Below are 19,494 nucleotides of genomic sequence, written 5' to 3'. Positions count from 1 at the left end.
CGCCGTCCTCCTCTCCTTCACGCCACTTGGCGATACCCTGCCCACTTCATGTCCCAGACCCCCACTTCCGTAGCTGGCCACGGCCATGCGCCTGCCAATAGCCATATGGCCTTGGTCATCGGCGCCATTGGCGTCGTCTTCGGCGATATCGGTACCAGTCCGCTGTACACCCTCAAGGAGGCGTTCTCGCCGCACTACGGGCTGACCAGCGACCACGACACCGTGCTGGGCGTGCTGTCGCTGGCGTTCTGGGCGCTGATGGTCACGGTGACGCTCAAGTACGTCACCATCATCATGCGCGCCGACAACGAGGGCGAGGGCGGCATCATGGCCTTGATGGCGCTGACCCAGCGCACCCTGCGCAGCGGGTCGCGCTCGGCGTACGTGGTCGGCATTCTCGGCATCTTCGGCGCCTCGCTGTTCTTCGGCGATGGCGTGATCACCCCGGCGATCTCGGTGATGGGCGCGGTCGAAGGCCTGGAAATCGCCGCGCCCAGCCTGCATCCCTTCATCGTGCCGATCACCGTGATCGTGCTGCTGGTGGTATTCATGGTGCAGCGCTTCGGCACCGAAAAGGTCGGCAAGGTGTTCGGCCCGATCACCTGCCTGTGGTTCCTGTCGCTGGGGGCGATCGGCGCCTGGAACATCGTCGACGCACCGGAAGTGATGAAGGCCTTCAATCCCTGGTGGGCGATCCGCTTCTTCATGGAGCACGGCTGGCACGGGGTGTTCATCCTGGGCGCAGTGGTGCTGGCGGTGACCGGCGGTGAAGCGCTGTATGCGGACATGGGCCACTTCGGCGCCAAGCCGATCCGCCATGGCTGGTATTTCTTCGTGTTGCCGATGCTGCTGCTCAACTACCTGGGGCAGGGCGCGCTGGTGCTCAATCACCCCTCCGCACTGAAGAACCCGTTCTTCGAAGCGGTGCCGGGCTGGGCGCTGTATCCGATGATCATCCTGGCCACGCTGGCGGCCGTGATCGCGTCGCAGGCGGTCATCACCGGCGCCTATTCGGTGGCCCGCCAGGCGATGCAGCTGGGCTACATCCCGCGCATGCTGATCAAGCACACCTCGCGCACCACCATCGGCCAGATCTACGTGCCCGGCATCAACTGGCTGCTGATGGTGATGGTGATCGCGCTGGTGCTGATCTTCCGCAGTTCCACTAATCTGGCGGTGGCCTACGGCATCTCGGTGTCGATGACCATGCTGATCGATACCCTGCTGCTGGCGCTGGTGGCGCGCTCGTTGTGGCCGCGCTGGCGCAACTGGGTGCTGCCGCTGTGCGTGGTGTTCTTCTTCATCGAGCTGGCCTTCGTCATCGCCAACGGCGCCAAGCTGTTGCAGGGTGCCTGGTTCCCGCTGGCGCTGGGCATCGTGGTGTTCACTCTGATGCGCACCTGGCGCCGCGGCCGCGCGCTGCTGCGCGAGGAAATCCGCAAGGACGGCATCCGCATCGACAGCTTCCTGCCGGGCCTGATGCTGGCCCCGCCGGCGCGCGTGCCGGGCATGGCGGTGTTCCTCACCGCCGACCCGATGGTGGTGCCGCATGCGCTGATGCACAACCTCAAGCACAACAAGGTGCTGCACGAGCGCAACATCTTCCTCAACGTCGACACCTTGCCGATCCCGTACGCGCCGGCGGACAAGCGCCTGCAAATCGAGTCGATCGGCGACGAGTTCTACCGCGTCTATGTGCGCTTCGGCTTCATGGAAACGCCGGACGTGCCGCTGGCGCTGATGCGTTCCTGTGACCAGGGCGGCATCCATTTCGACCCGATGGACACCACCTTCTTCGCCAGCCGCGAGACCATCGTGGCCAGCGCCAACCGCGGCATGCCGATCTGGCGCGACAAGCTGTTCGCGCTGATGCATCGCAACGCCGCCCCGGCCACCGGCTTCTTCCGCATCCCCGGCAATCGCCTGGTCGAGCTGGGCGCGCAAGTGGAGATCTGAGCATGGCAGCGCTCAAGTGGATGATCTACGGTCGTTCGCCGAGCCTGGCCACCTTCTGGGACGAAGCGCTCAACCTCGGGCGCGTGCCGGCGAGCGAGGCCGCCATCGCAGCGGCGCAGGCGCGGCTCGGTGTACGTCTGCCGGCGTGGCTGCGCAGCCTGTATGCACGCTATGACGGCGGCGCTGTGCAGATGGCGCGTGGCCAGTCGCTTGAGGAACCGGACAACTGGCTCAAGGCCGAATGGCTGATCCCGCGTGCACGCCTGCTTGGCAGTGCAGAATTGTTTTCCTTCGCACAGGTGCGCGCTCGCGAGGACTACCGCGATGACGCATTTGCCGGTCTGGCTGCCGGTAGCGATGACGGCCGCCTGATCGTCATTGCCGCCGATGACCGCACGCCCAGCCGCGCGCTGTGCCTGGACTACTCCGCATCCGATGTTGAGCCCACCGTGGTCTATGTCGACGCAGGCAATAATCGCAGGCTTGCGGAGTTCGCCAACGTGGACGCTCTGCTGTCGCAGTTGGTCGATGTCCACTACTGGTCGCCCGCCTTGCAGGCCAAGCACGATGGGGATGTGGTGCGTTGGCAGCCGCAGCCGCCCGCGTTGACCACGTTCTGGAGCGGTGCCGGGTACTGGAACGACGGCGGGGCCGCTGCGGACGCCTCTGTGTTGGCTGCCACCGAAGCGCGCCTGGGCGTGCGCCTGCCGGCGTTGTTCAAGCAGCTCTACAGTGTCCAGGACGGCGGCGACACCGGCTGGTGCTGGGTGCCGCGGACCCGCTTTCCCTCCGATCTTTACGTGGATTGGGAATGCGTGCTGGTGGATCGGTATCTGTCGCCGCTGGCGAAGATCGGCAGCCTGCTGGATCTGGCCGCTGCCTTCGAAGACCCCGACGACTTCAGCGCGGCGGCCTGCCTGCACGCCGGCCTGGATCGGGTGCTGGTGCTGTCAAGCCATAACATTGACTGTCTGTTGTGCCTGGACTATCGCGCGCGCGGCCCGCAGTGCGAGCCGGACGTGGTGTATTTCGATCGCTGGGAGGGGCTGGTCCCAACCTGGCGCGCGCCCAGCTTCGACGCGTTCTTCAGTGTGCTGCGGCAGGCCGATCTTGATTGCTAGATGCTGCGCCGCCCGCACGCGGCATGCGAAGATGGCGGGATGACCGAACAGCGCATCATCGCCAGCAGTGCCACCCGCGAAGACGATGCCGCCGATGCGAGCATCCGCCCCAAGCGCCTGGCCGATTATCTGGGCCAGCAGCCGGTGCGCGAGCAGATGGAGATCTACATCGAAGCGGCCAAGGCGCGCGGCGAGGCGATGGACCATGTGCTGATCTTCGGCCCGCCCGGTCTGGGCAAGACCACGCTCAGTCATGTCATCGCCAACGAGCTGGGCGTGAACCTGCGCTCGACCTCCGGCCCGGTGATCGAGAAGGCCGGCGATCTGGCTGCGCTGCTGACCAACCTGCAGCCGCACGATGTGCTGTTCATCGACGAGATCCATCGCCTCTCGCCGGTGGTGGAGGAAGTGCTGTATCCGGCGATGGAAGATTTCCAGATCGACATCATGATCGGCGACGGCCCGGCCGCGCGCTCGATCAAGATCGACCTGCCGCCGTTCACCCTGATCGGTGCCACCACCCGTGCCGGCCTGCTGACCGCGCCGCTGCGCGACCGCTTCGGCATCGTGCAGCGGCTGGAGTTCTATTCGCCGCAGGAACTGACCCGCATCGTGATCCGTTCGGCGGCGATCCTGGGCATCGACTGCACGCCCGAGGGCGCGGCCGAGATCGCCCGCCGCGCGCGCGGCACCCCGCGTATCGCCAACCGGCTGCTGCGGCGGGTGCGCGACTTCGCCCAGGTCAAGGCGGCAGGGCATATCGACCTGCCGGTGGCGCAGGCGGCGATGCAGATGCTCAAGGTCGACCCGGAAGGCTTCGACGAGCTCGACCGCCGCATGCTGCGCACCATCGTCGATCATTTCGACGGCGGCCCGGTCGGGGTGGAGTCGCTGGCCGCGTCGCTGTCGGAAGAGCGCGGCACGCTGGAAGACGTGATCGAGCCCTACCTGATCCAGCAGGGCTTTTTGATCCGCACCGCGCGCGGCCGCATGGTCACCACCAAGGCCTATCTGCACCTGGGCCTGAAGCCGCCGCGCGACCGCTCACCGGGCATCGGCGAGCCGGGAGACCTGTTCTGATGACGCTCCGTTCATCGCGCGCCCAGGCCGTCTCGACCAACAATCCGTGCCCATGACCGCCGATTCCCGACTCCCGATTCCCCAATCCCCGCCTGTATTCAGTTGGCCGACACGCGTGTACTGGGAAGATACCGACGCCGGGGGCGTGGTCTACCATGCGCGCTACGTCGCTTTCATGGAACGGGCGCGCACGGAGTGGATGCGCGCACTCGGCTACGGGCAGGAGCGCATGCGCCAGCAGCACGATCTGGTGTTCGCGGTCCGCTCGATGCAACTGGATTTCCTCAAGCCGGCCCGGCTCGACGACGCGCTGTCAGTGTCGGCGGTACTGCTGCGATGCAAACGGGCCAGCCTGCTGTTTGCGCAGTCGGTACGTCGCGAGGGCGAAGTGCTGCTGACCGCCGAGGTGCGCATTGCCGCACTCGGCACCAGCGACTTCCGCCCGCGCGGGATGGACGATGCGCTGTATGACGTGTTGAAAGCTCTAGAAACCCCAGAATCCGATTACTGAGGAACAAACGGATGTCGATTGCATTGCTCCTGGCCCTGCAGGACACGGTAGTGGAAGCACTACCGCAGGACGTTGCCGCCGCTGCGGCACAGACCGCCAGCGTGGCGCACAACAGCAGCATCAACTATGTCGATCTGATTCTGCGGGCGAGTATCCCGGTCAAGATCATCGTGTTGCTGCTGCTGATCGGCTCGTTCATCAGCTGGGTGATCATTTTCCGCAAGGCGCGCGCCTTCAAGCAGGCCAACCGCGAGGCGGACGAGTTCGAAAACCGCTTCTGGTCCGGCGCCGATCTGGCCAAGCTCTACGCGTCGGCCACCGACCGTAACCGCACCGTCGGCGGCCTGGAGTCGATGTTCGAGAGCGGCTTCCGCGAGTTCTCGCGGCTGCGCGACCGCCGCCGGCTGGACGGGCGGGTGCAACTGGAAGGCGCACAGCGCGCCATGCGCACCGCCTTCACCCGTGAAGTCGACCAGCTCGAGCGCAATCTCGAATTGCTGGCCAACATCGGTTCCACCGCGCCGTACGTCGGCCTGGTCGGCACCGTGTTCGGCATCATGGTGACCATGCACGACATGGTCAGCAGCGGCGAGCAGGCCGGTATCGCTGCGGTCGCACCGGGTATTTCCGAAGCGCTGTTTGCCACCGCCATCGGCCTGTTCGTGGCGATTCCGGCGGTGTGGGCCTACAACCGCTTCACCACCCGCGTGGAACGGCTGTCGGTGCGCTACGAGACCTTCGCCGACGAGTTCAGCTCGATCCTGCAGCGCCAGGCCGGCGCGGACGAGTAATGCGCGTGCCCTGCGACAGCCGGCAGCCAGGCGAATGCCCCGTCACGGCACGCACATCCCGCTGCGTGGACGTGGCAGGTGCGGCGTTCGCACATGCGCGTCTGGTGCGGCGCAGGGATTGGACAGGCAAGCCCCTCGCGACAGCGCGCACACGCATGTGCGATGGATTGGATGGGCGAGTCCCTCGCAAGAGCCCGCACATCCATGTGCGGGGGATCAATAGGAACGTTCCGCGATGATTTCCGGTATTTCCCGCCGTAAGAAGCGCAAGCTCAAATCCGACATCAACGTCGTGCCGTATATCGACGTGATGCTGGTGCTGCTGATCATCTTCATGGTGACTGCGCCCCTGCTGACCCTGAGCACCGACGTCAACCTGCCCAGCTCGCGCGCCAAGGCGCTGGAGAGCAAGCAGGATCCGGTCGTGGTGGTGGTTGCCGCCGACGGCCAGCTCGCACTGCAGCTGCCCAAGGGCAAGCCGCAGGCGATGGACGTGGCGGCGCTGCAGGCGCAACTGGCCGCCATCGTGGCGCAGGACAAGGACGCGCGCGTGGTCGTGGCCGGCGATCGTGCCGCGCCATATCAAAAGATCATGGACGCCATCGACGTGCTCAAGCAGGCCAAGGTCGAGAAGGTCGGCCTGATCTCCGACTCCGGCGGCACTGCAGGCAGCGATGCACGCTGACGCACTCCCCACTCAGACGGCGCGCGAGGATGGCTGGCTGCGGCCGGTCGTGCTGGCCCTGGTCGTGCACGTGCTGGTCGCGCTGGTGTTCATCGCCGGCTGGCTGTGGTCGCCCGAACGCTCGGTCGAGCCGGCCGCGGGCGACCCCAGCATGGAAGCCTCGCTGGACGTGTCCGCCGCCGAAGCGCGCGTTGCGCGCCAGGCGCTGAAGGCCACGCCGGTGGAGGCACCGCCACCGCCGGCACCGCTGCCCGAACCGGCACCGGAAGACACCGTGCCGCCGCCGCAGCCGATTCCCGAACCGCGTCCGCAGGATGCGCCCACGCCGCAACAGGCGCAGGCGCAGGAACGTGTCGCGCAGCCGGACAAGGTCGACCAGGACCGCGTCGACGCGCTGGCGCTGTCGGCGGAAAAGGCCAAGCAGGAACAGGAGGCCAAGCGCCGTCAGGAGCAGATCGACCTGACCGAGCGCAAACGCCAGGAAGAGGCCGAGCAGAAACTGCGCCTGGCCAAGCAGCAGGAAGAAGCCGACGCCAAGAAGAAGCAGGCCGCAGCGCAGCAGGCTGCCGCCGATGCCGAACGCGAAAAGAAGATCGCAGACATCCGCCGCCAGCGCGAACAGGCCACCAAGGAAGCCGCGCTGGCCGAGCAGAAGCTGCGCCAGGTCGCCGCCGCGCGTGCGCAGCAGGCCTCGTCGGCTGCCGCCGCCACCGCGCAGCCGACCGCAGGGCAGGGCGGTACCAACACCGATCTGTCGGCCAAGTACGCCGCGGCGATCCAGCAGAAGGTGCTGGCGCAGTGGGTGCGCCCGCCGTCGGTGCCGCCGGGCCAGAAATGCAGCATCAACATCCGCCAGTTGCCGGGTGGCACCGTGATGGAGGCCAAGGTGGCGCCGGGTTGCCCTTACGACGAGGCCGGCCAGCGCTCGATCGAGGCAGCGGTGCTGAGCGCGCAGCCATTGCCGTACCGTGGGTTCGAGTCGGTGTTCCAGCGCAACCTGACGTTTGTGTTCACCCCCCAGGATTAGTCATCCCCCTGATCCTGGATGGTCGGGGCGCGGCAGCATGACCTGCGCTGCGCCCCTCGTAGGAAGGTAGATTTGCGGGATGTGGCCGACTGCCTGGCGCAGTTCCGGCGGGTGAGTATTGCTGCGCCACCGCACGCAAGCTCGCTCGCTGGCCGCCGGAATGCCCAGTGGGCGACCACTCGCTTCATTTTCACGCTGTCTCGTTCACGATTGCGAGTATGTTCACTCGCTGATTGGTATCCCTTGCACACTTTTCCTGCCCGATCCGAGCCGTCCATGAAAAAACCGCTGCGTTGGCTAGCTGCCTTGACCGCCCTGTTGTTGCCGCTGAGCGCGCTCGCGCAACAGCAAGGGCTCACCATCGATATCGTCGGCGGTAGCGCTTCGGCGACGCCGATCACCGTCGTGCCCATGCCGTACCAGGGCTCCGGCACTGCGCCGCAGACCGATGTGTCTGCCGTCGTCGGCGCCGACCTGGACCGTTCCGGTCAGTTCCGCACGCTGCCGGTTGCGCAGATCGTCGAGAAGCCGACCCGCGGCACCGAAGTGCAGTTCCAGACTTGGCGTACGCTCAAGCAGAACTACATCGTGGTCGGCCGCGTGATGGATGCCGGCGAAGGCGCCTACCGCGTCGAGTACGAACTGTTCGACGTGGCCAAGGGCGAGCGTCTGCTCGGCCTGGCCATGACCGCACGTGCCAATGCGATGCGCGATGTCTCGCACCAGATGGCCGACGCGATCTACGAAAAGATCACCGGCGTGCGTGGCGCGTTCTGGACCCGGATCGCCTATGTGACCGCCAGCGGCAAGGGCGGCGCGATGCGCTATGCGCTGATGGTGGCCGACTCGGACGGCTACAACCCGCAGACCATCGTGCGCTCGGCCGAACCACTGCTGTCGCCGAACTGGAGCCCGGACGGCAAGAAGCTGGCCTATGTGAGCTTCGAGCGCGGCAATTCCTCGATCTACCTGCAGGACATCGCCACCGGCGCGCGCGAGCTGGTGTCCAGCTTCCGCGGCATCAACGGTGCGCCGTCGTTCTCGCCGGACGGCCGCCGCCTGGCGCTGGCACTGTCGCGCAGCGGCAACCCGGAAATCTACGTCATGGATCTGGGCAGCAAGCAGTTGACTCAGCTGACCAATCACTTCGGCATCGACACCGAGCCGACCTGGGCGCCGGACGGCGGCAGCATCTACTTCACCTCCGACCGCGGCGGTCGTCCGCAGATCTACCAGGTGGCCGCAAGCGGCGGCAGCGCCAACCGCGTGACCTTCCAGGGCAACTACAACGCCACCGCCAGCGTCTCGTTCGACGGCAAGAAGATCGCCGTGGCACAGGGCAGCGGCAACAGCTACCGCATCGCCATGATGGACCGCAGCCTGGGTTCGCCGAGCTGGAGCACGCTCTCGCCGGGGTCGCTGGACGAGTCGCCGAGCTTTGCGCCGAACGCCAGCATGGTGCTGTACGCCGCACGTGAAGGTGGTCGTGGCGTGCTCTACGCCGTGTCCGCCGACGCTCGTGTCCGCCAGCGCTTGGTCCTGGCGGATGGAGATGTGAGAGAACCTTCGTGGGGGCCTTACCGAACCGCGCATTAATGTTAATATTTCGCTGCGTTAAACCACTCATTGGCCCAGAGCCTCCATAGGTATCCCATGAACAAGTCCACCCGCGTCTTGCTTGTCTCCCTGTTGTCCGTTGCCGTGCTGGCCGGTTGTTCGAAGAAGGTGAAGGAAACTCCGCCTCCTGCGACTGACACCACCGCTGGTTCCTCCGTTCCCACCGGCCCGTCCACCTCTGGCCTGTACGGCCCGGGCGACCTGGATACCGATGCCTGCCTGCGCCAGCGCGTCGTCTACTTCGATCTGGATCAGGACTCCCTGAAGCCGGAATTCCAGGCCATCATGGCGTGCCACGCCAAGTACCTGCGTGACCGTCCTTCCTCGCGCATCACCCTGCAGGGCAATGCCGACGAGCGCGGTTCGCGTGAGTACAACATGGGTCTGGGCGAGCGTCGCGGCAATGCCGTGTCGTCGTCGCTGCAGGCTGCCGGCGGTTCCGCCAGCCAGCTGACCGTCGTCAGCTACGGCGAAGAGCGTCCGGTCTGCACCGAAACCAGCGAAAGCTGCTGGTCGCAGAACCGTCGCGTCGAAATCGTGTACACGGCTCAGTAAGAAGCGATGCGCTTTCGAGTGACATCCCTGTTCGTCGCGGCGGCCCTTGTGGTCGCCGCGCCGGCACACGCGCAGCGAGCCAGTCTCGCTGATCGTGTTGCCGTTCTTGAGCAGCAGCAGGCCAACAGCCAGGCCAACAACGATCTCCTCAACCAGCTGCAGCAGGCGCGTTCGGACCTGCAGGGCTTGCGAGCGACCGTGGAGCAGCTGCAGCACGACAACGAACAACTCAAGCAGCAGTCCAAGGATCAGTATCTGGACCTGGACGGACGCCTGAATCGGCTGGAAGGTGCAGGTGGCGCAACCCCGCCATTGCCATCTCCCACCGGCAGCGTCACACCCGCCCCGGCTCCGGCCGCGCGGCCTGCAGCGGCGGCAACTTCCGAGAAGCCGCCCAGCGTGCACGGCGACCCAGGCACCCTGGCCGTCAGCAACGAGGAGCGCACTGCCTACAACGTCGCCTTCGATGCCTTGAAGAACGGCAAGTACGACGATGCCTCGCAGTTGTTCCTGAGTTTTCTGGAGCTGTATCCAAACGGCGTCTACACCCCCAATGCCTTGTACTGGCTGGGCGAGAGTTACTACGCCACCCGAAATTTCCAGCTGGCCGAGGCGCAGTTCCGCGATCTCGTCAGCCGCTATCCCACGCATGACAAGGCCTCTGGCGGCCTGTTGAAGCTTGGCCTGTCGCAGTATGGCGAAGGCAAGAACGACCAGGCCCAGCAGACCTTGCAGCAGGTCGCATCGCAGTATCCCGGCTCCGACGCAGCGCGCGTGGCTCAGGAACGTCTGCAGTCCATCCGTCTCGGCCAGCAACTGCGCTGAGCCCGCGCGTGCGCGCCTTCGGGCGTGACGCATACTTTGCCAATGAACGCCGCCGCCGTCCCCAGCGAGATCGTCCAGTCGCCGTTGCCGCGATTGAAGATCACCGAAATCTTTCTGTCCCTGCAGGGCGAAGCCGAGGCCGCCGGCTGGCCTACCGTGTTCGTGCGTCTGACCGGTTGCCCGCTGCGCTGCCATTACTGCGATACCGCCTACGCCTTCCACGGCGGGGAATGGCATGACATCGATGCGATCGTCGCCGAGGTGGCCAGCCACGGCGTGCGCCATGTCTGCGTGACCGGCGGCGAGCCGTTGGCGCAGAAGCGCTGCCTGGTGCTGCTGCAGAAACTGTGCGATGCCGGCTTCGATGTCTCGCTGGAGACGTCCGGTGCATTGGACGTGTCGGCCGTGGATCCGCGCGTCTCGCGCGTGGTCGACATCAAGACGCCCGCCTCCGGCGAGGAACAGCGCAATCGCTGGGAGAATCTGCCGCTGCTGACCGCACGCGACCAGATCAAGTTCGTGATCTGCAGCCGCGCCGATTATGAATGGTCGCGCGAGATTGTCGCCGCGCATGCGCTGGACCGCCGCTGCACGGTGTGGTTTTCGCCCAGCAAGAGCGAAGTCACGCCGCGGGAGCTGGCCGACTGGATCGTGGCCGATCGTCTGCCGGTGCGCTTCCAGATGCAGCTGCACAAGCTGCTGTGGAACGATGAGCCTGGGCGCTAGGCCCGAGCGCTAAGCCCGGGCGATAGAGCGACCGCGCTCACCCAAGAAAGGCAGGGCGCGGCCGGTTGCCCGCAATCGGCGTGTGTCACGCATCCGTTGCGATTGCCGGCATGCCGTCCGCACCCACCTGACGACCACCCGCAACGCTTCGTTGGCTGCTTACGGTCCCCCGTGCAAGGCGAGCCAGGACACCGCCGTCTGCGCTTACGCGGCGATCCTGTTCAATTCTTCGACGGCATCGGCCGGCAGTTTGAGTTCCGCCGCGAACAGATTGGCGCGCAGATGTGCCACCGACGAGGTCCCCGGAATCAGCAAGATGTTGGGCGAGCGTTGCAGCAGCCACGCCAGTGCCACCTGCATCGGGGTTGCGGCCAGGCGCTGGGCAACAGCCGCAAGCGTGGACGATTGCAATGGCGAGAAGCCGCCGAGCGGGAAGAACGGCACGTAGGCGATGCCGTCGCGCGCGAGTGTGTCGATGATTTCGTCGTCGTGTCGATGCGCGATGTTGTACATGTTCTGCACGCAGACGATGTCGGTCATGGCGCGTGCCTCGGCTACCTGCGTCGCGGTGACGTTGCTGATGCCGATGTGCCGCACCAGGCCATCGCGCTGCAGCTTGATCAAGGCTTCCAGTTGCTCGGCGATCGAGCCTTCAGCCGGCTCCTGCGTCTTGAACATCACGCGCAGGTTGACCACCTCCAGCGTTTCAAGCCCCAGGTTGCGCAGATTGCCGTGCACCGCCTCGACCAGCTGCTGCGGCGAGAAGGCAGGTAGCCAGGAACCATCCGTGCCGCGCGCGGCGCCGATCTTGGTGACGATGGTCAATTCCTGCGGGTAGGGATGCAGTGCCTCGCGGATCAGCTGATTGGTGATGTGCGGCCCGTAGAAATCGCTGGTGTCGATATGGTTGACGCCCAGCGCGATGGCTTCGCGCAGCACCGCCAACGCACCTTCGCGGTCCTTGGGCGGGCCGAACACGCCAGGCCCCGCGAGCTGCATTGCGCCGTAGCCGATGCGGGTGAGCTTGCGGTCTCCAAGCAGAAACGTTCCGGCTTTTTCGATGTTGGTCATGGCATGGCGCTCGCGTGTCGTTGAGCCAACAACGATAGGAAACGTGGCGCGGCATGTGAATTCGCATTTGCCGCGGCGCCAGTTCACTGCCGCCAGGGCTTGTGGCATATGGGTGCAGCCGCAGCGCCCCGGGCCGATCGTCCGGCGGGATGTGCTGGAGTTTCAGGTTTTGCTGGCTACGCGGGCAGTGCTTTCGCCGCGTTTCTTCGCAGCCGAAGCCGCCGCGTTGCGCGTTTTGCGTTGACAGGCGCCAAGCGGCGGCGCGAGTATGCCAACGTCGCCGCACAATCGGCGACCGGGATTGGCGTCCCGAACCAAAAGGCGCACCAGCGCCCATCGATCGATGCACGGCGCTTTTTTATCGCCCGCATCGTCGCGGGCGCATGCCGGCCAGTTTTATGGCGGGCGGTGCGCGGGGGCCGCAAGGCCCACCGGGTCCTTTTGGCCGGCACGCCAACCGCGTACCGTCCGCCACCCCGATTGGCGTCTGGGTGGCGGATTCCAAAACACAAAAGGAATCCAGCATGTCTCACGACACCCATGAAGCACCCACGTCTGTGGCGTACCAGGTCGTCCATGATGTGGGGCCGATCTCCAATGCCCTCGAAGCGACGCGTGTCGCCGGGCGAAGCCCGAATGCGCGTCCCGACGTCGTAAACAAAGCTGTGCTTGCGCTCACGCTTGCCGGCGCCGATGCAATCGCTAGCGTCGATAGCGCGGTGACGGAGCTGCAGCAATGAGCCTGGGCAAACAGTTCCGCGTCTGCACGGGCGTCGTCCTTAGCTTCGAGATGATGCAGGGCTATGTGCTGGCCATGCTGCATTCCGACGCGCAGCCCGATGCCTCGCCGGTCCTGATCGCCTGCGAAGCCACCGGCTTTGACGAGATCCTGCCGGGCGGCGATGCGCAGAGCGTTGTGCTGGGCCGCCTGCATGTCTGCATGCGTGTGGACGCTGCAGTGGACGTCCTCAGCTGGCTGCGCAAGCAGGCACGCGCCGCTGGAACTGCGCGACGAACGCGGCGCGTGCAATCGCGTATCCAGAAGGCGGGAGCCACGTGATCAGCGAGAACGCCACCGCCGCCTGCGCCGGGCCCACGACCTGCAAGATGACGCGCGATCTGCAGGGGAGAAGCCGGCTTTGACGGCGGCGGGCCAGTTGCGGCAGATGGTGCATGCCATCCGACTCCGCAGCCGTGACGCACGGGTCCCTGGCGACGCAGGTCCCGGCAACTTCCGGCGGGCACAAAAAAAGCGCCTTCGGCGCTCTTCAAGTTGCTGATTTGATTGGTGGGCCGTGATGGATTCGAACCATCGACCAAAAGATTAAAAGTCTTCTGCTCTACCGACTGAGCTAACGGCCCACTGTCCCGGCAGTGCGCCGGGGTGCGCATTCTACCCTACAGCGGCGTCAAGGCGAAATGGCGTAGTGGGTGGGGTCCGCGACGCCGGCGTCGGCGAAACCGGCGGCACGCAGGCGGCAGGCGTCGCAGTGGCCGCAGGCGCGTCCGTCGGCGTCGGCGCGGTAGCAGGACACGGTCAGGCCGAAGTCCACGCCCAGGCGCACGCCTTCACGCACGATGTCAGCCTTGCTGAGGAACTGCAGCGGTGCGTGCACGCGCAGGCCGGCGCCTTCCACGCCTGCCTTGGTGGCCAGGTTGGCCAGCACTTCGAAGGCGCGCACGAATTCGGGTCGGCAGTCGGGGTAACCCGAATAATCGACCGCGTTGACGCCGCAGAACAGGTCGTTGGCGCCGATCACCTCGGCCCAGCCCAGTGCCAGCGACAGCATGATGGTGTTGCGCGCCGGCACGTAGGTGACCGGGATGCCGTCGCCACCGGCATCGGGCACGTCGATGTCGTCGGTGAGCGCCGAGCCGCCGATGCTGCGCAGGTCCACGTCCACCACCTTGTGCGCGATGACGCCCTGCGCCGCGGCCACGCGCGCGGCGGCGTCCAGCTCGGAGGTATGGCGCTGGCCGTAGCGCACGCTCAAGGCATGCACGGCAAAGCCCTGCTCCTGCGCAAGCGCGATGACGGCAGCGGAATCCATGCCCCCGGACAACAGAACAACGGCTTTTTTCATGACGGATCGGCAATCACAACGGAATAGGCGGAAAGGCTAGCAGGCTCGGCGTGGCACGGCGACCCGGCTGTCGCTGCGGCGGCAGCGGGATGCCGGGAAACGCGGCTGTGCCAGGTGCGCGCGGGCAGGGTAGCGACCGCATCTGCACGTCAATCCGGTGCGACAGCCTGCCGGCAGCTGCGCGCCTGGGTATCGTGTTTTGCCAGCGACGGTGCGGCACGGCCGGTCTCAGCGCAGGCTCGCAGCCGCGGCCTTGCGCAGGGCCTGGCCCAGCTGCTGCAAGGCGCGCGAGCGCACTGCCGCGCATTGCCAGTACAGCGGCACATCGAGCCAGCGTGTTGGGTCGATGATGACCACCTGCCTGTTGCGCACGGCAGGCACGACCATCGATTCCGGTGCCAGACACCAGCCGAGGCCGCGTGCGGCCGCTTCGACAAAACCGGTCGAGGTCGGCAGGTAGTGGATCGGTGGCGCCACCTGCGTGCGGGTGATGCGGCGGACAAAGCGGGTCTGCAGCGTGTCCTTTCGGTTGAACACCAGCATCGGTGCGTGGGCCAGGGCCGCTGCGCTGAAGCCCTGCTTGAAATGCGTCGCAACGAATGCGGCCGATGCGATGGCGTGGTAACGCATCACTCCCAGCGCCTGCACATTGCAGCCCTGCAGCGGCTTGCGCTCGGCGGTGACGGCACCGAGCACCGCCCCGGAGCGCAACAGCTCCAGGGTGTGGTCCTGGTCGTCCATCTGCACATCGAAAAGAACGCCGTGCTCCCGGTGCAGCGCCGACAGGGCCGCCAGGAACCAGGTCTGCAGCGAGTCGTCGTTGACGGCGATGGCCAGCGTGCGCGGATGCCCGGCGCTGCTGTCGCCGGGAAGGAAGTCGGCGATCGCTTCGGATTCCAGGACCTGCATCGGCTTCACCCGGCGCAGCAGGCGCTCGCCGGCCGGGGTAGGGCGGCAGGGGGCCTTGCGGATCACCAGCACCTGGCCGAGCCGGTCTTCCAGTGCCTTGACCCGCTGCGAAATTGCCGACGGCGTCACCGACAGCCGCCGCGCAGCGGCGTCGAAGCTGCCTTCCTCGAGAACGGCAGCGAATGCGGCCAGTTGCGGATGCAGAAGATCCATGGCGTTCGGCGGGATTAGAAGTTCTAAGCAGGATACAGAAGATTTAGTTTTCCTAATTGCAGCGGAACGCCCAGCATTGGCGCCTGTGATCCGGGAGGTGCTCGTGTTCCTTCAAGCCGCAATCTCTGGCTTTATCGCCAGCGCAGGTCTCATCATCGCCATCGGTGCGCAGAATGCATTCGTGCTGCGGCAGGGACTGCAGCGCCAGCATGTCGGTCTGGTGGTGGCGATCTGCGCGTTCGGCGATATCGCGCTGATCGTGCTGGGCGTAGCCGGGATCGGCGTGCTGGTGACGCAATGGCCGGAGCTGCTGCAGGGACTTCGCTATGCGGGAGCTGCATTTCTCGTGGCATATGGCGCGCTGGCTGCACGCAGGGCCTGGCGTGGCACCAGCGGGTTGGCGCCGTCGCAGGCGGGTGCGCAACGCTGGCAGCGCGCCATGCTGGCGTGCCTGGCATTTACCTTTCTCAACCCGCATGTCTATCTGGATACGATGCTGCTGCTGGGCAGCCTGTCCGCGCGCTACCCGGGCCAGCTGCGCTGGGCATTCGCGTCGGGTGCGTGCCTGGCCAGCATCGCGTGGTTTTCCGCTTTGGGCCATGGCGCGCGCTTGTTGCAGCCGGCCTTCCGCGATCCGCGCGCATGGCGTGTGCTGGATGCGGTGATCGCAGGATTCATGCTGGTGCTGTGCGCACTGTTGCTGCTGCCTGCGCAGGCGCTACCCTGAGGCCCACTGTTGCCGGAGCTGTTGTCATGTCGCCGCTGCGCGTTTCCACCGATCACTCCGAACTCGATGTTGCGCTGGTCCATCGCTACCTGGCCCAGCACAGCAGCTGGGCCAGGGACATTCCGCTTGCGGTAGTACAGCGCTCCATCGCCAACTCGCTGTGCTTCGGCGGGTTTCTGCAGGGCGGGCAGGTGGCCTTTGCGCGGGTGGTTTCCGACTACGCAACCGTCGCCTATCTGGGCGATGTGTTCGTGTTGCCCGAGCACCAGGGCAAGGGCTATGGCAAGGCAATGATGGATGCGGTCATGGCGCACCCCGATCTGCAGGGGCTGCGCCGTTTCAGCCTGGCCACCAGCGATGCGCATGGTCTCTATGCGCGCTACGGCTTCACGCCGCCGCTGGCTCCGCAGTCGCTGATGGAACGCTATCGTCCCGGTCTCTACACGCGCTAGCCGCGGTGGGTCAGCTATTGCGCGGCCGTACCGGCATGGCACTGCGTCGTGGCAGAAGGATGGTTCAACGCGCTGCCGCGCTGCATGATGTTAGGCGAGCACTGCGACCTCGTCACCGCACAGTGCCGGCCAGGCATCGGCAGCGCGCATTGCCGCCAGCGATGAATCGCAGTTGCCGCCGCACAGGTGCCGATCCTGCAGCAGGTCGATGGCTTCCCACTCCCAGCGCAGCGAATGCGGCATCTGCCAGGCTGCCAACAGCACCGACATGCCATCCTGGAGCATGAGCTGCCGCCGCCAGATCACGCGTGCGTCGAGAGGGGCTTGGTGCCAGTGCGATAAGGCATCGTCGTATGGCTTTGCGTCTGCGTCCCCTGCGTATGCGCAAGCATGCACGTTGGCATGCTCGTCGTTGATTGAGCGGTGCAGATCATGACTGTCGATGCTGGTGTTCACGGGTGATCCTTCCTGATTGAGAAGGCGTGCCGAGCGGTGACGAGAGCACGCACGGACACACCTGCAGTGCCGGCATCGCCGGCTGCGGATGTCGTGGGTACCGATGGCTAAGATGCCGCCTGCGCTGCAGACGGTGGCCGGGCTACCATCCGGCCTGCTCTCTTTCGACCGGCGCAGCGTAACCAGGCATCGCGCTGGAAACAAGCGCTTTTGAGTGGTTTGCGTGCTTGTTTTCCAGGTTGTTTTGTGGGCACTGCGCGCGCGTTGCGGGTGCCTGAGCTGTCTGCGCCGAATGCCGGTGAGCGTGCGGGATAAACGCAGAAAGCGCCCTGGCGGGCGCTTTCTGCGTGTGCGATGGCATCAATGGCTGCGGGCACATCCGCGGTGTTGCATCAGCGTGCCTGCACCGACAACCGGTCGACGGCGCAGTGCCGGCTGCTGGCTCAGGCGTTGCGGACCTTGCTCAGCAGCTGTGCGACCGGTGCCGCTACGCGCGAGGCGGCCTGCCGTGTCTGGCGTGCGTCGATCTTGAAGATCGCCACCGCATCGGTGAGCTGCACCGCCTGCTCTTCCATCGCGCGCGCGGCGGCCGTGGCTTCTTCCACCAGCGCAGCGTTCTGCTGGGTGGTTTCGTCCATATGCGTGATGGTCTGGTTGACCTGCTCGATGCCGGCCGACTGCTCCTGCGAGGCTGCAGAAATCTCGCCCATGATGTCGGTGACGCGTTGCACGCTGGCCACCACATCGCCCATGGTCTTGCCGGCGCTGTGCACCAGTGCCGAACCCTCGGCCACGCGTTGCACCGAGTCGTCGATGAGGTCCTTGATCTCCCTGGCGGCGCCGGAGGACCGCTGCGCGAGCGTGCGCACCTCCGAGGCCACCACGGCAAAGCCGCGGCCTTGCTCGCCGGCGCGCGCGGCTTCCACCGCTGCGTTCAAGGCCAGGATATTGGTCTGGAAGGCGATGCCGTCGATGACGCTGATGATGTCGGCAATCTTCCTGGACGAGGCTTCGATACCGGTCATGGTGTCCACCACCTTGCCGACCACGTCGCCACCTTGCGAGGCAACGCGTGCGGCGCCGATCGCCAGCTGGTTGGCCTCGCGTGCGCTTTCGGCATTCTGCTTGACGGTGGAGGTCAGCTCTTCCATCGATGCTGCGGTTTCTTCGAGGTTGGCTGCCTGCTGTTCGGTGCGCTGCGACAGGTCCTGGTTGCCGGCGGCGATTTCGCTGGCCGCGGAGTTGATCGACACGGCCGACTCCTGGATGTTGCCGACGATCTGCGCCAGCTGGCTGGCCGTGGTGTTGGCGTCATCGCGCATCTGTGCGAACACGCCGCGGAATTCGCCGCTCATGCGTGCGGTCAAGTCGCCAGCGGCGATGGACTGCAGCAACGACGACAGCGACTGCAGATTGCCGTCGGCCGTGGACATCAGGTGGTTGAGGCTTTCGACCATGATGCGGAAGTCGAACTGGAAGCGCTCGGCATCGCCGCGCGCGCTGAAGTCGCCATTGGCGGCGGCCTGGGCGAGATGCTTGATCTCGTGGTTCATCGCCGACAGGTTGAGCTTGACCTGCGACATGGTGTCGCTGAAAACGGCCTTTTCGCCGGGCAGCGGCTGCATGTCTTCGGAGAGTTCGCCAACCGCATACCGGCCCATGATGCGTGCCAGATCGGTCTGCACTGCCACGTGCGAGGCAACCAGCAGGTTGGTGTCGTTGGCCATGCGCCCATAGTCGCCCGGGAATGCTGCCGCATCGATGCGGAAGCTGATCTGGCCGTTGTCATGATGCCTGGCCATGTCGGTTTGCGCGGTGATCAGGTTGCGCAGCTGCAGCTGCATCTTGTCCATGGCCTTGAGCAGACGGCCGGTTTCATCGTTGGCGTTGGTGTGCACATCGTTGTGCAGGTTGCCGGCCGCGATGGCTTCTGCGGTGCGTGTGGCCTGGCTGAGCGGCTGGGTCAGGCTGCGAGTGATCAGCCATGCGAGCAGGCCGCTGATGACCAGTGCGGCAATGCCGCCGGTGGCCAGGGTGATCTTCCCTCGATGCATCGATGCAACCGCGGCCGCATAGGCATCCTTGCTGAGGCGGCGCTCCAATGCAGCGTTCTCGCGGATCGCCGTCTGCTGCGCATCCATGGCCGCTGCGGCGTCGCCTTGCAGCAAGGCCTGCGCTTCCTGGTTCTGGTCGCGGAGGCCGTATTCGAGAATCTGGTTATTGAGCTTGACCGAGATGTCGCGCTTTTCCTGCACCAGGTCGAGCGCCTGTTTTTCAGGCACGCTGCTGGGCAGTGCGGCCAGGGCGTCGTGTGCCTGCTTGTAGCGTGCGCGGTTCTTCTCGATCATGTCCATCGCACGGCGATTGGCCGCGTCGCCAGCGACCATGACGATGTCGCGCAGGCCGATTGCCACGTTGGTGTTGGCGTCGAGCATTTCCGAGGACAGCTGGATCCTCTCCATGTTGCTGTTGACGATGGTGTCCAGTTCGAAACGCGCGTTGGACATGGTGACCAGGCCGGTGGCCACAAGCAGGCCCGACAATAGAATCAAGATGCCAAAGGCCATGCCCAAGCGGCGGCCGACATTGAGGCGTTGCAGATATGTATTCATGACCGCATCCAGGTAGTGCAACTGAGGGGCTCGATGAATGGGTCATCCACCAGAGCGTCTTGCCCCAGCTAGCGGC

General features: G+C 65.6%; 20 protein-coding genes and 1 tRNA gene. 15 read left to right on the top strand and 6 right to left on the bottom strand.

Annotated elements, in window-relative coordinates:
- Positions 1-48: 48 nt before the first annotated feature.
- From DGN21_RS14695 to queE, 11 genes are all read left to right on the top strand, one after another.
- On the top strand, positions 49-1,956 hold the full coding sequence (locus DGN21_RS14695) for a potassium transporter Kup (RefSeq protein ID WP_039514603.1): 1,908 nt from the start codon (positions 49-51) through the stop codon (positions 1,954-1,956).
- Positions 1,957-1,958: 2 nt separating this feature from the next.
- Complete coding sequence (locus DGN21_RS14690) at positions 1,959-3,077, top strand: SMI1/KNR4 family protein (RefSeq protein ID WP_104542740.1); 1,119 nt, start codon at positions 1,959-1,961, stop codon at positions 3,075-3,077.
- Between the two features lie 39 nt (positions 3,078-3,116).
- Positions 3,117-4,157: a Holliday junction branch migration DNA helicase RuvB gene (gene ruvB / locus DGN21_RS14685; protein WP_126966251.1), complete on the top strand. Its 1,041-nt coding sequence runs from the start codon at positions 3,117-3,119 to the stop codon at positions 4,155-4,157.
- Positions 4,158-4,209: 52 nt separating this feature from the next.
- On the top strand, positions 4,210-4,668 hold the full coding sequence (ybgC, locus tag DGN21_RS14680) for a tol-pal system-associated acyl-CoA thioesterase (protein ID WP_024939950.1): 459 nt from the start codon (positions 4,210-4,212) through the stop codon (positions 4,666-4,668).
- Positions 4,669-4,679: 11 nt separating this feature from the next.
- Positions 4,680-5,459, top strand: a complete 780-nt coding sequence (gene tolQ / locus DGN21_RS14675; protein WP_016904125.1) for a protein TolQ — start codon at positions 4,680-4,682, stop codon at positions 5,457-5,459.
- Between the two features lie 235 nt (positions 5,460-5,694).
- The gene (tolR, locus tag DGN21_RS14670; RefSeq protein ID WP_016904126.1) at positions 5,695-6,144 is read left to right on the top strand and encodes a protein TolR; all 450 of its coding nucleotides are present in this window, start codon (positions 5,695-5,697) and stop codon (positions 6,142-6,144) included.
- Positions 6,134-7,171, top strand: coding sequence for a cell envelope integrity protein TolA (gene tolA, locus DGN21_RS14665; protein ID WP_024939949.1), 1,038 nt, complete (start codon positions 6,134-6,136; stop codon positions 7,169-7,171). Before tolR ends, tolA begins: the two co-directional genes overlap by 11 nt.
- Before the next feature lie 276 nt (positions 7,172-7,447).
- Positions 7,448-8,767, top strand: coding sequence for a Tol-Pal system beta propeller repeat protein TolB (gene tolB / locus DGN21_RS14660; protein ID WP_024939948.1), 1,320 nt, complete (start codon positions 7,448-7,450; stop codon positions 8,765-8,767).
- A 57-nt stretch (positions 8,768-8,824) separates the two neighbouring features.
- The gene (gene pal, locus DGN21_RS14655) at positions 8,825-9,343 is read left to right on the top strand and encodes a peptidoglycan-associated lipoprotein Pal (protein WP_016904129.1); all 519 of its coding nucleotides are present in this window, start codon (positions 8,825-8,827) and stop codon (positions 9,341-9,343) included.
- Between the two features lie 6 nt (positions 9,344-9,349).
- A complete protein-coding gene (ybgF, locus tag DGN21_RS14650) occupies positions 9,350-10,168 on the top strand; it encodes a tol-pal system protein YbgF (RefSeq protein ID WP_024939947.1) in 819 nt (272 codons plus the stop codon).
- Between the two features lie 42 nt (positions 10,169-10,210).
- Positions 10,211-10,894 (top strand): 7-carboxy-7-deazaguanine synthase QueE, encoded by a 684-nt coding sequence (gene queE / locus DGN21_RS14645; RefSeq protein WP_024939946.1) that lies wholly within the window; start codon positions 10,211-10,213, stop codon positions 10,892-10,894.
- 204 nt (positions 10,895-11,098) lie between these two features.
- Here queE and DGN21_RS14640 read toward each other — a convergent pair whose 3' ends face one another.
- Positions 11,099-11,965, bottom strand: coding sequence for an aldo/keto reductase family oxidoreductase (locus DGN21_RS14640; RefSeq protein ID WP_126966250.1), 867 nt, complete (start codon positions 11,963-11,965; stop codon positions 11,099-11,101).
- 524 nt (positions 11,966-12,489) lie between these two features.
- On the opposite strand from DGN21_RS14640, the gene DGN21_RS14635 reads away from it, so the two are divergent.
- Both DGN21_RS14635 and DGN21_RS14630 read left to right on the top strand, forming a co-directional pair.
- Complete coding sequence (locus DGN21_RS14635; RefSeq protein ID WP_126966249.1) at positions 12,490-12,705, top strand: hypothetical protein; 216 nt, start codon at positions 12,490-12,492, stop codon at positions 12,703-12,705.
- Positions 12,702-13,025, top strand: coding sequence for a hypothetical protein (locus tag DGN21_RS14630; RefSeq protein WP_160954769.1), 324 nt, complete (start codon positions 12,702-12,704; stop codon positions 13,023-13,025). Before DGN21_RS14635 ends, DGN21_RS14630 begins: the two co-directional genes overlap by 4 nt.
- Positions 13,026-13,251: 226 nt before the next feature.
- On the opposite strand, the gene DGN21_RS14625 is transcribed toward DGN21_RS14630, so the two are convergent.
- The 3 genes from DGN21_RS14625 to DGN21_RS14615 all read right to left on the bottom strand — a co-directional run bounded on the left by DGN21_RS14625 (position 13,252) and on the right by DGN21_RS14615 (position 15,171).
- Positions 13,252-13,327, bottom strand: a tRNA-Lys gene (locus tag DGN21_RS14625).
- 47 nt (positions 13,328-13,374) lie between these two features.
- Positions 13,375-14,049: a 7-cyano-7-deazaguanine synthase QueC gene (gene queC, locus DGN21_RS14620; protein ID WP_039519526.1), complete on the bottom strand. Its 675-nt coding sequence runs from the start codon at positions 14,047-14,049 to the stop codon at positions 13,375-13,377.
- A gap of 228 nt (positions 14,050-14,277) precedes the next feature.
- Positions 14,278-15,171, bottom strand: coding sequence for a LysR family transcriptional regulator ArgP (locus tag DGN21_RS14615; protein ID WP_126966248.1), 894 nt, complete (start codon positions 15,169-15,171; stop codon positions 14,278-14,280).
- 103 nt (positions 15,172-15,274) lie between these two features.
- On the opposite strand from DGN21_RS14615, the gene DGN21_RS14610 reads away from it, so the two are divergent.
- A complete protein-coding gene (locus DGN21_RS14610) occupies positions 15,275-15,898 on the top strand; it encodes a LysE/ArgO family amino acid transporter (RefSeq protein ID WP_160954768.1) in 624 nt (207 codons plus the stop codon).
- A 26-nt stretch (positions 15,899-15,924) separates the two neighbouring features.
- The gene (locus tag DGN21_RS14605) at positions 15,925-16,350 is read left to right on the top strand and encodes a GNAT family N-acetyltransferase (RefSeq protein WP_016904343.1); all 426 of its coding nucleotides are present in this window, start codon (positions 15,925-15,927) and stop codon (positions 16,348-16,350) included.
- 90 nt (positions 16,351-16,440) lie between these two features.
- Here the strand turns inward: DGN21_RS14605 and DGN21_RS14600 are convergent, their stop codons facing one another.
- Positions 16,441-16,806 (bottom strand): hypothetical protein, encoded by a 366-nt coding sequence (locus tag DGN21_RS14600; RefSeq protein WP_126966247.1) that lies wholly within the window; start codon positions 16,804-16,806, stop codon positions 16,441-16,443.
- Positions 16,807-17,249: 443 nt separating this feature from the next.
- Positions 17,250-19,418 (bottom strand): methyl-accepting chemotaxis protein, encoded by a 2,169-nt coding sequence (locus DGN21_RS14595; protein ID WP_065032677.1) that lies wholly within the window; start codon positions 19,416-19,418, stop codon positions 17,250-17,252.
- Between the last annotated feature and the right edge of the window lie 76 nt (positions 19,419-19,494).

Origin of the sequence: Xanthomonas sp. MLO165 (genome assembly GCF_018831305.1) — a bacterium.
GTDB lineage: Bacteria > Pseudomonadota > Gammaproteobacteria > Xanthomonadales > Xanthomonadaceae > Xanthomonas > Xanthomonas arboricola.
The sequence above is the reverse complement of the archived record's forward strand: the minus strand, read 5'-3'. Positions and strand labels throughout refer to the sequence as shown.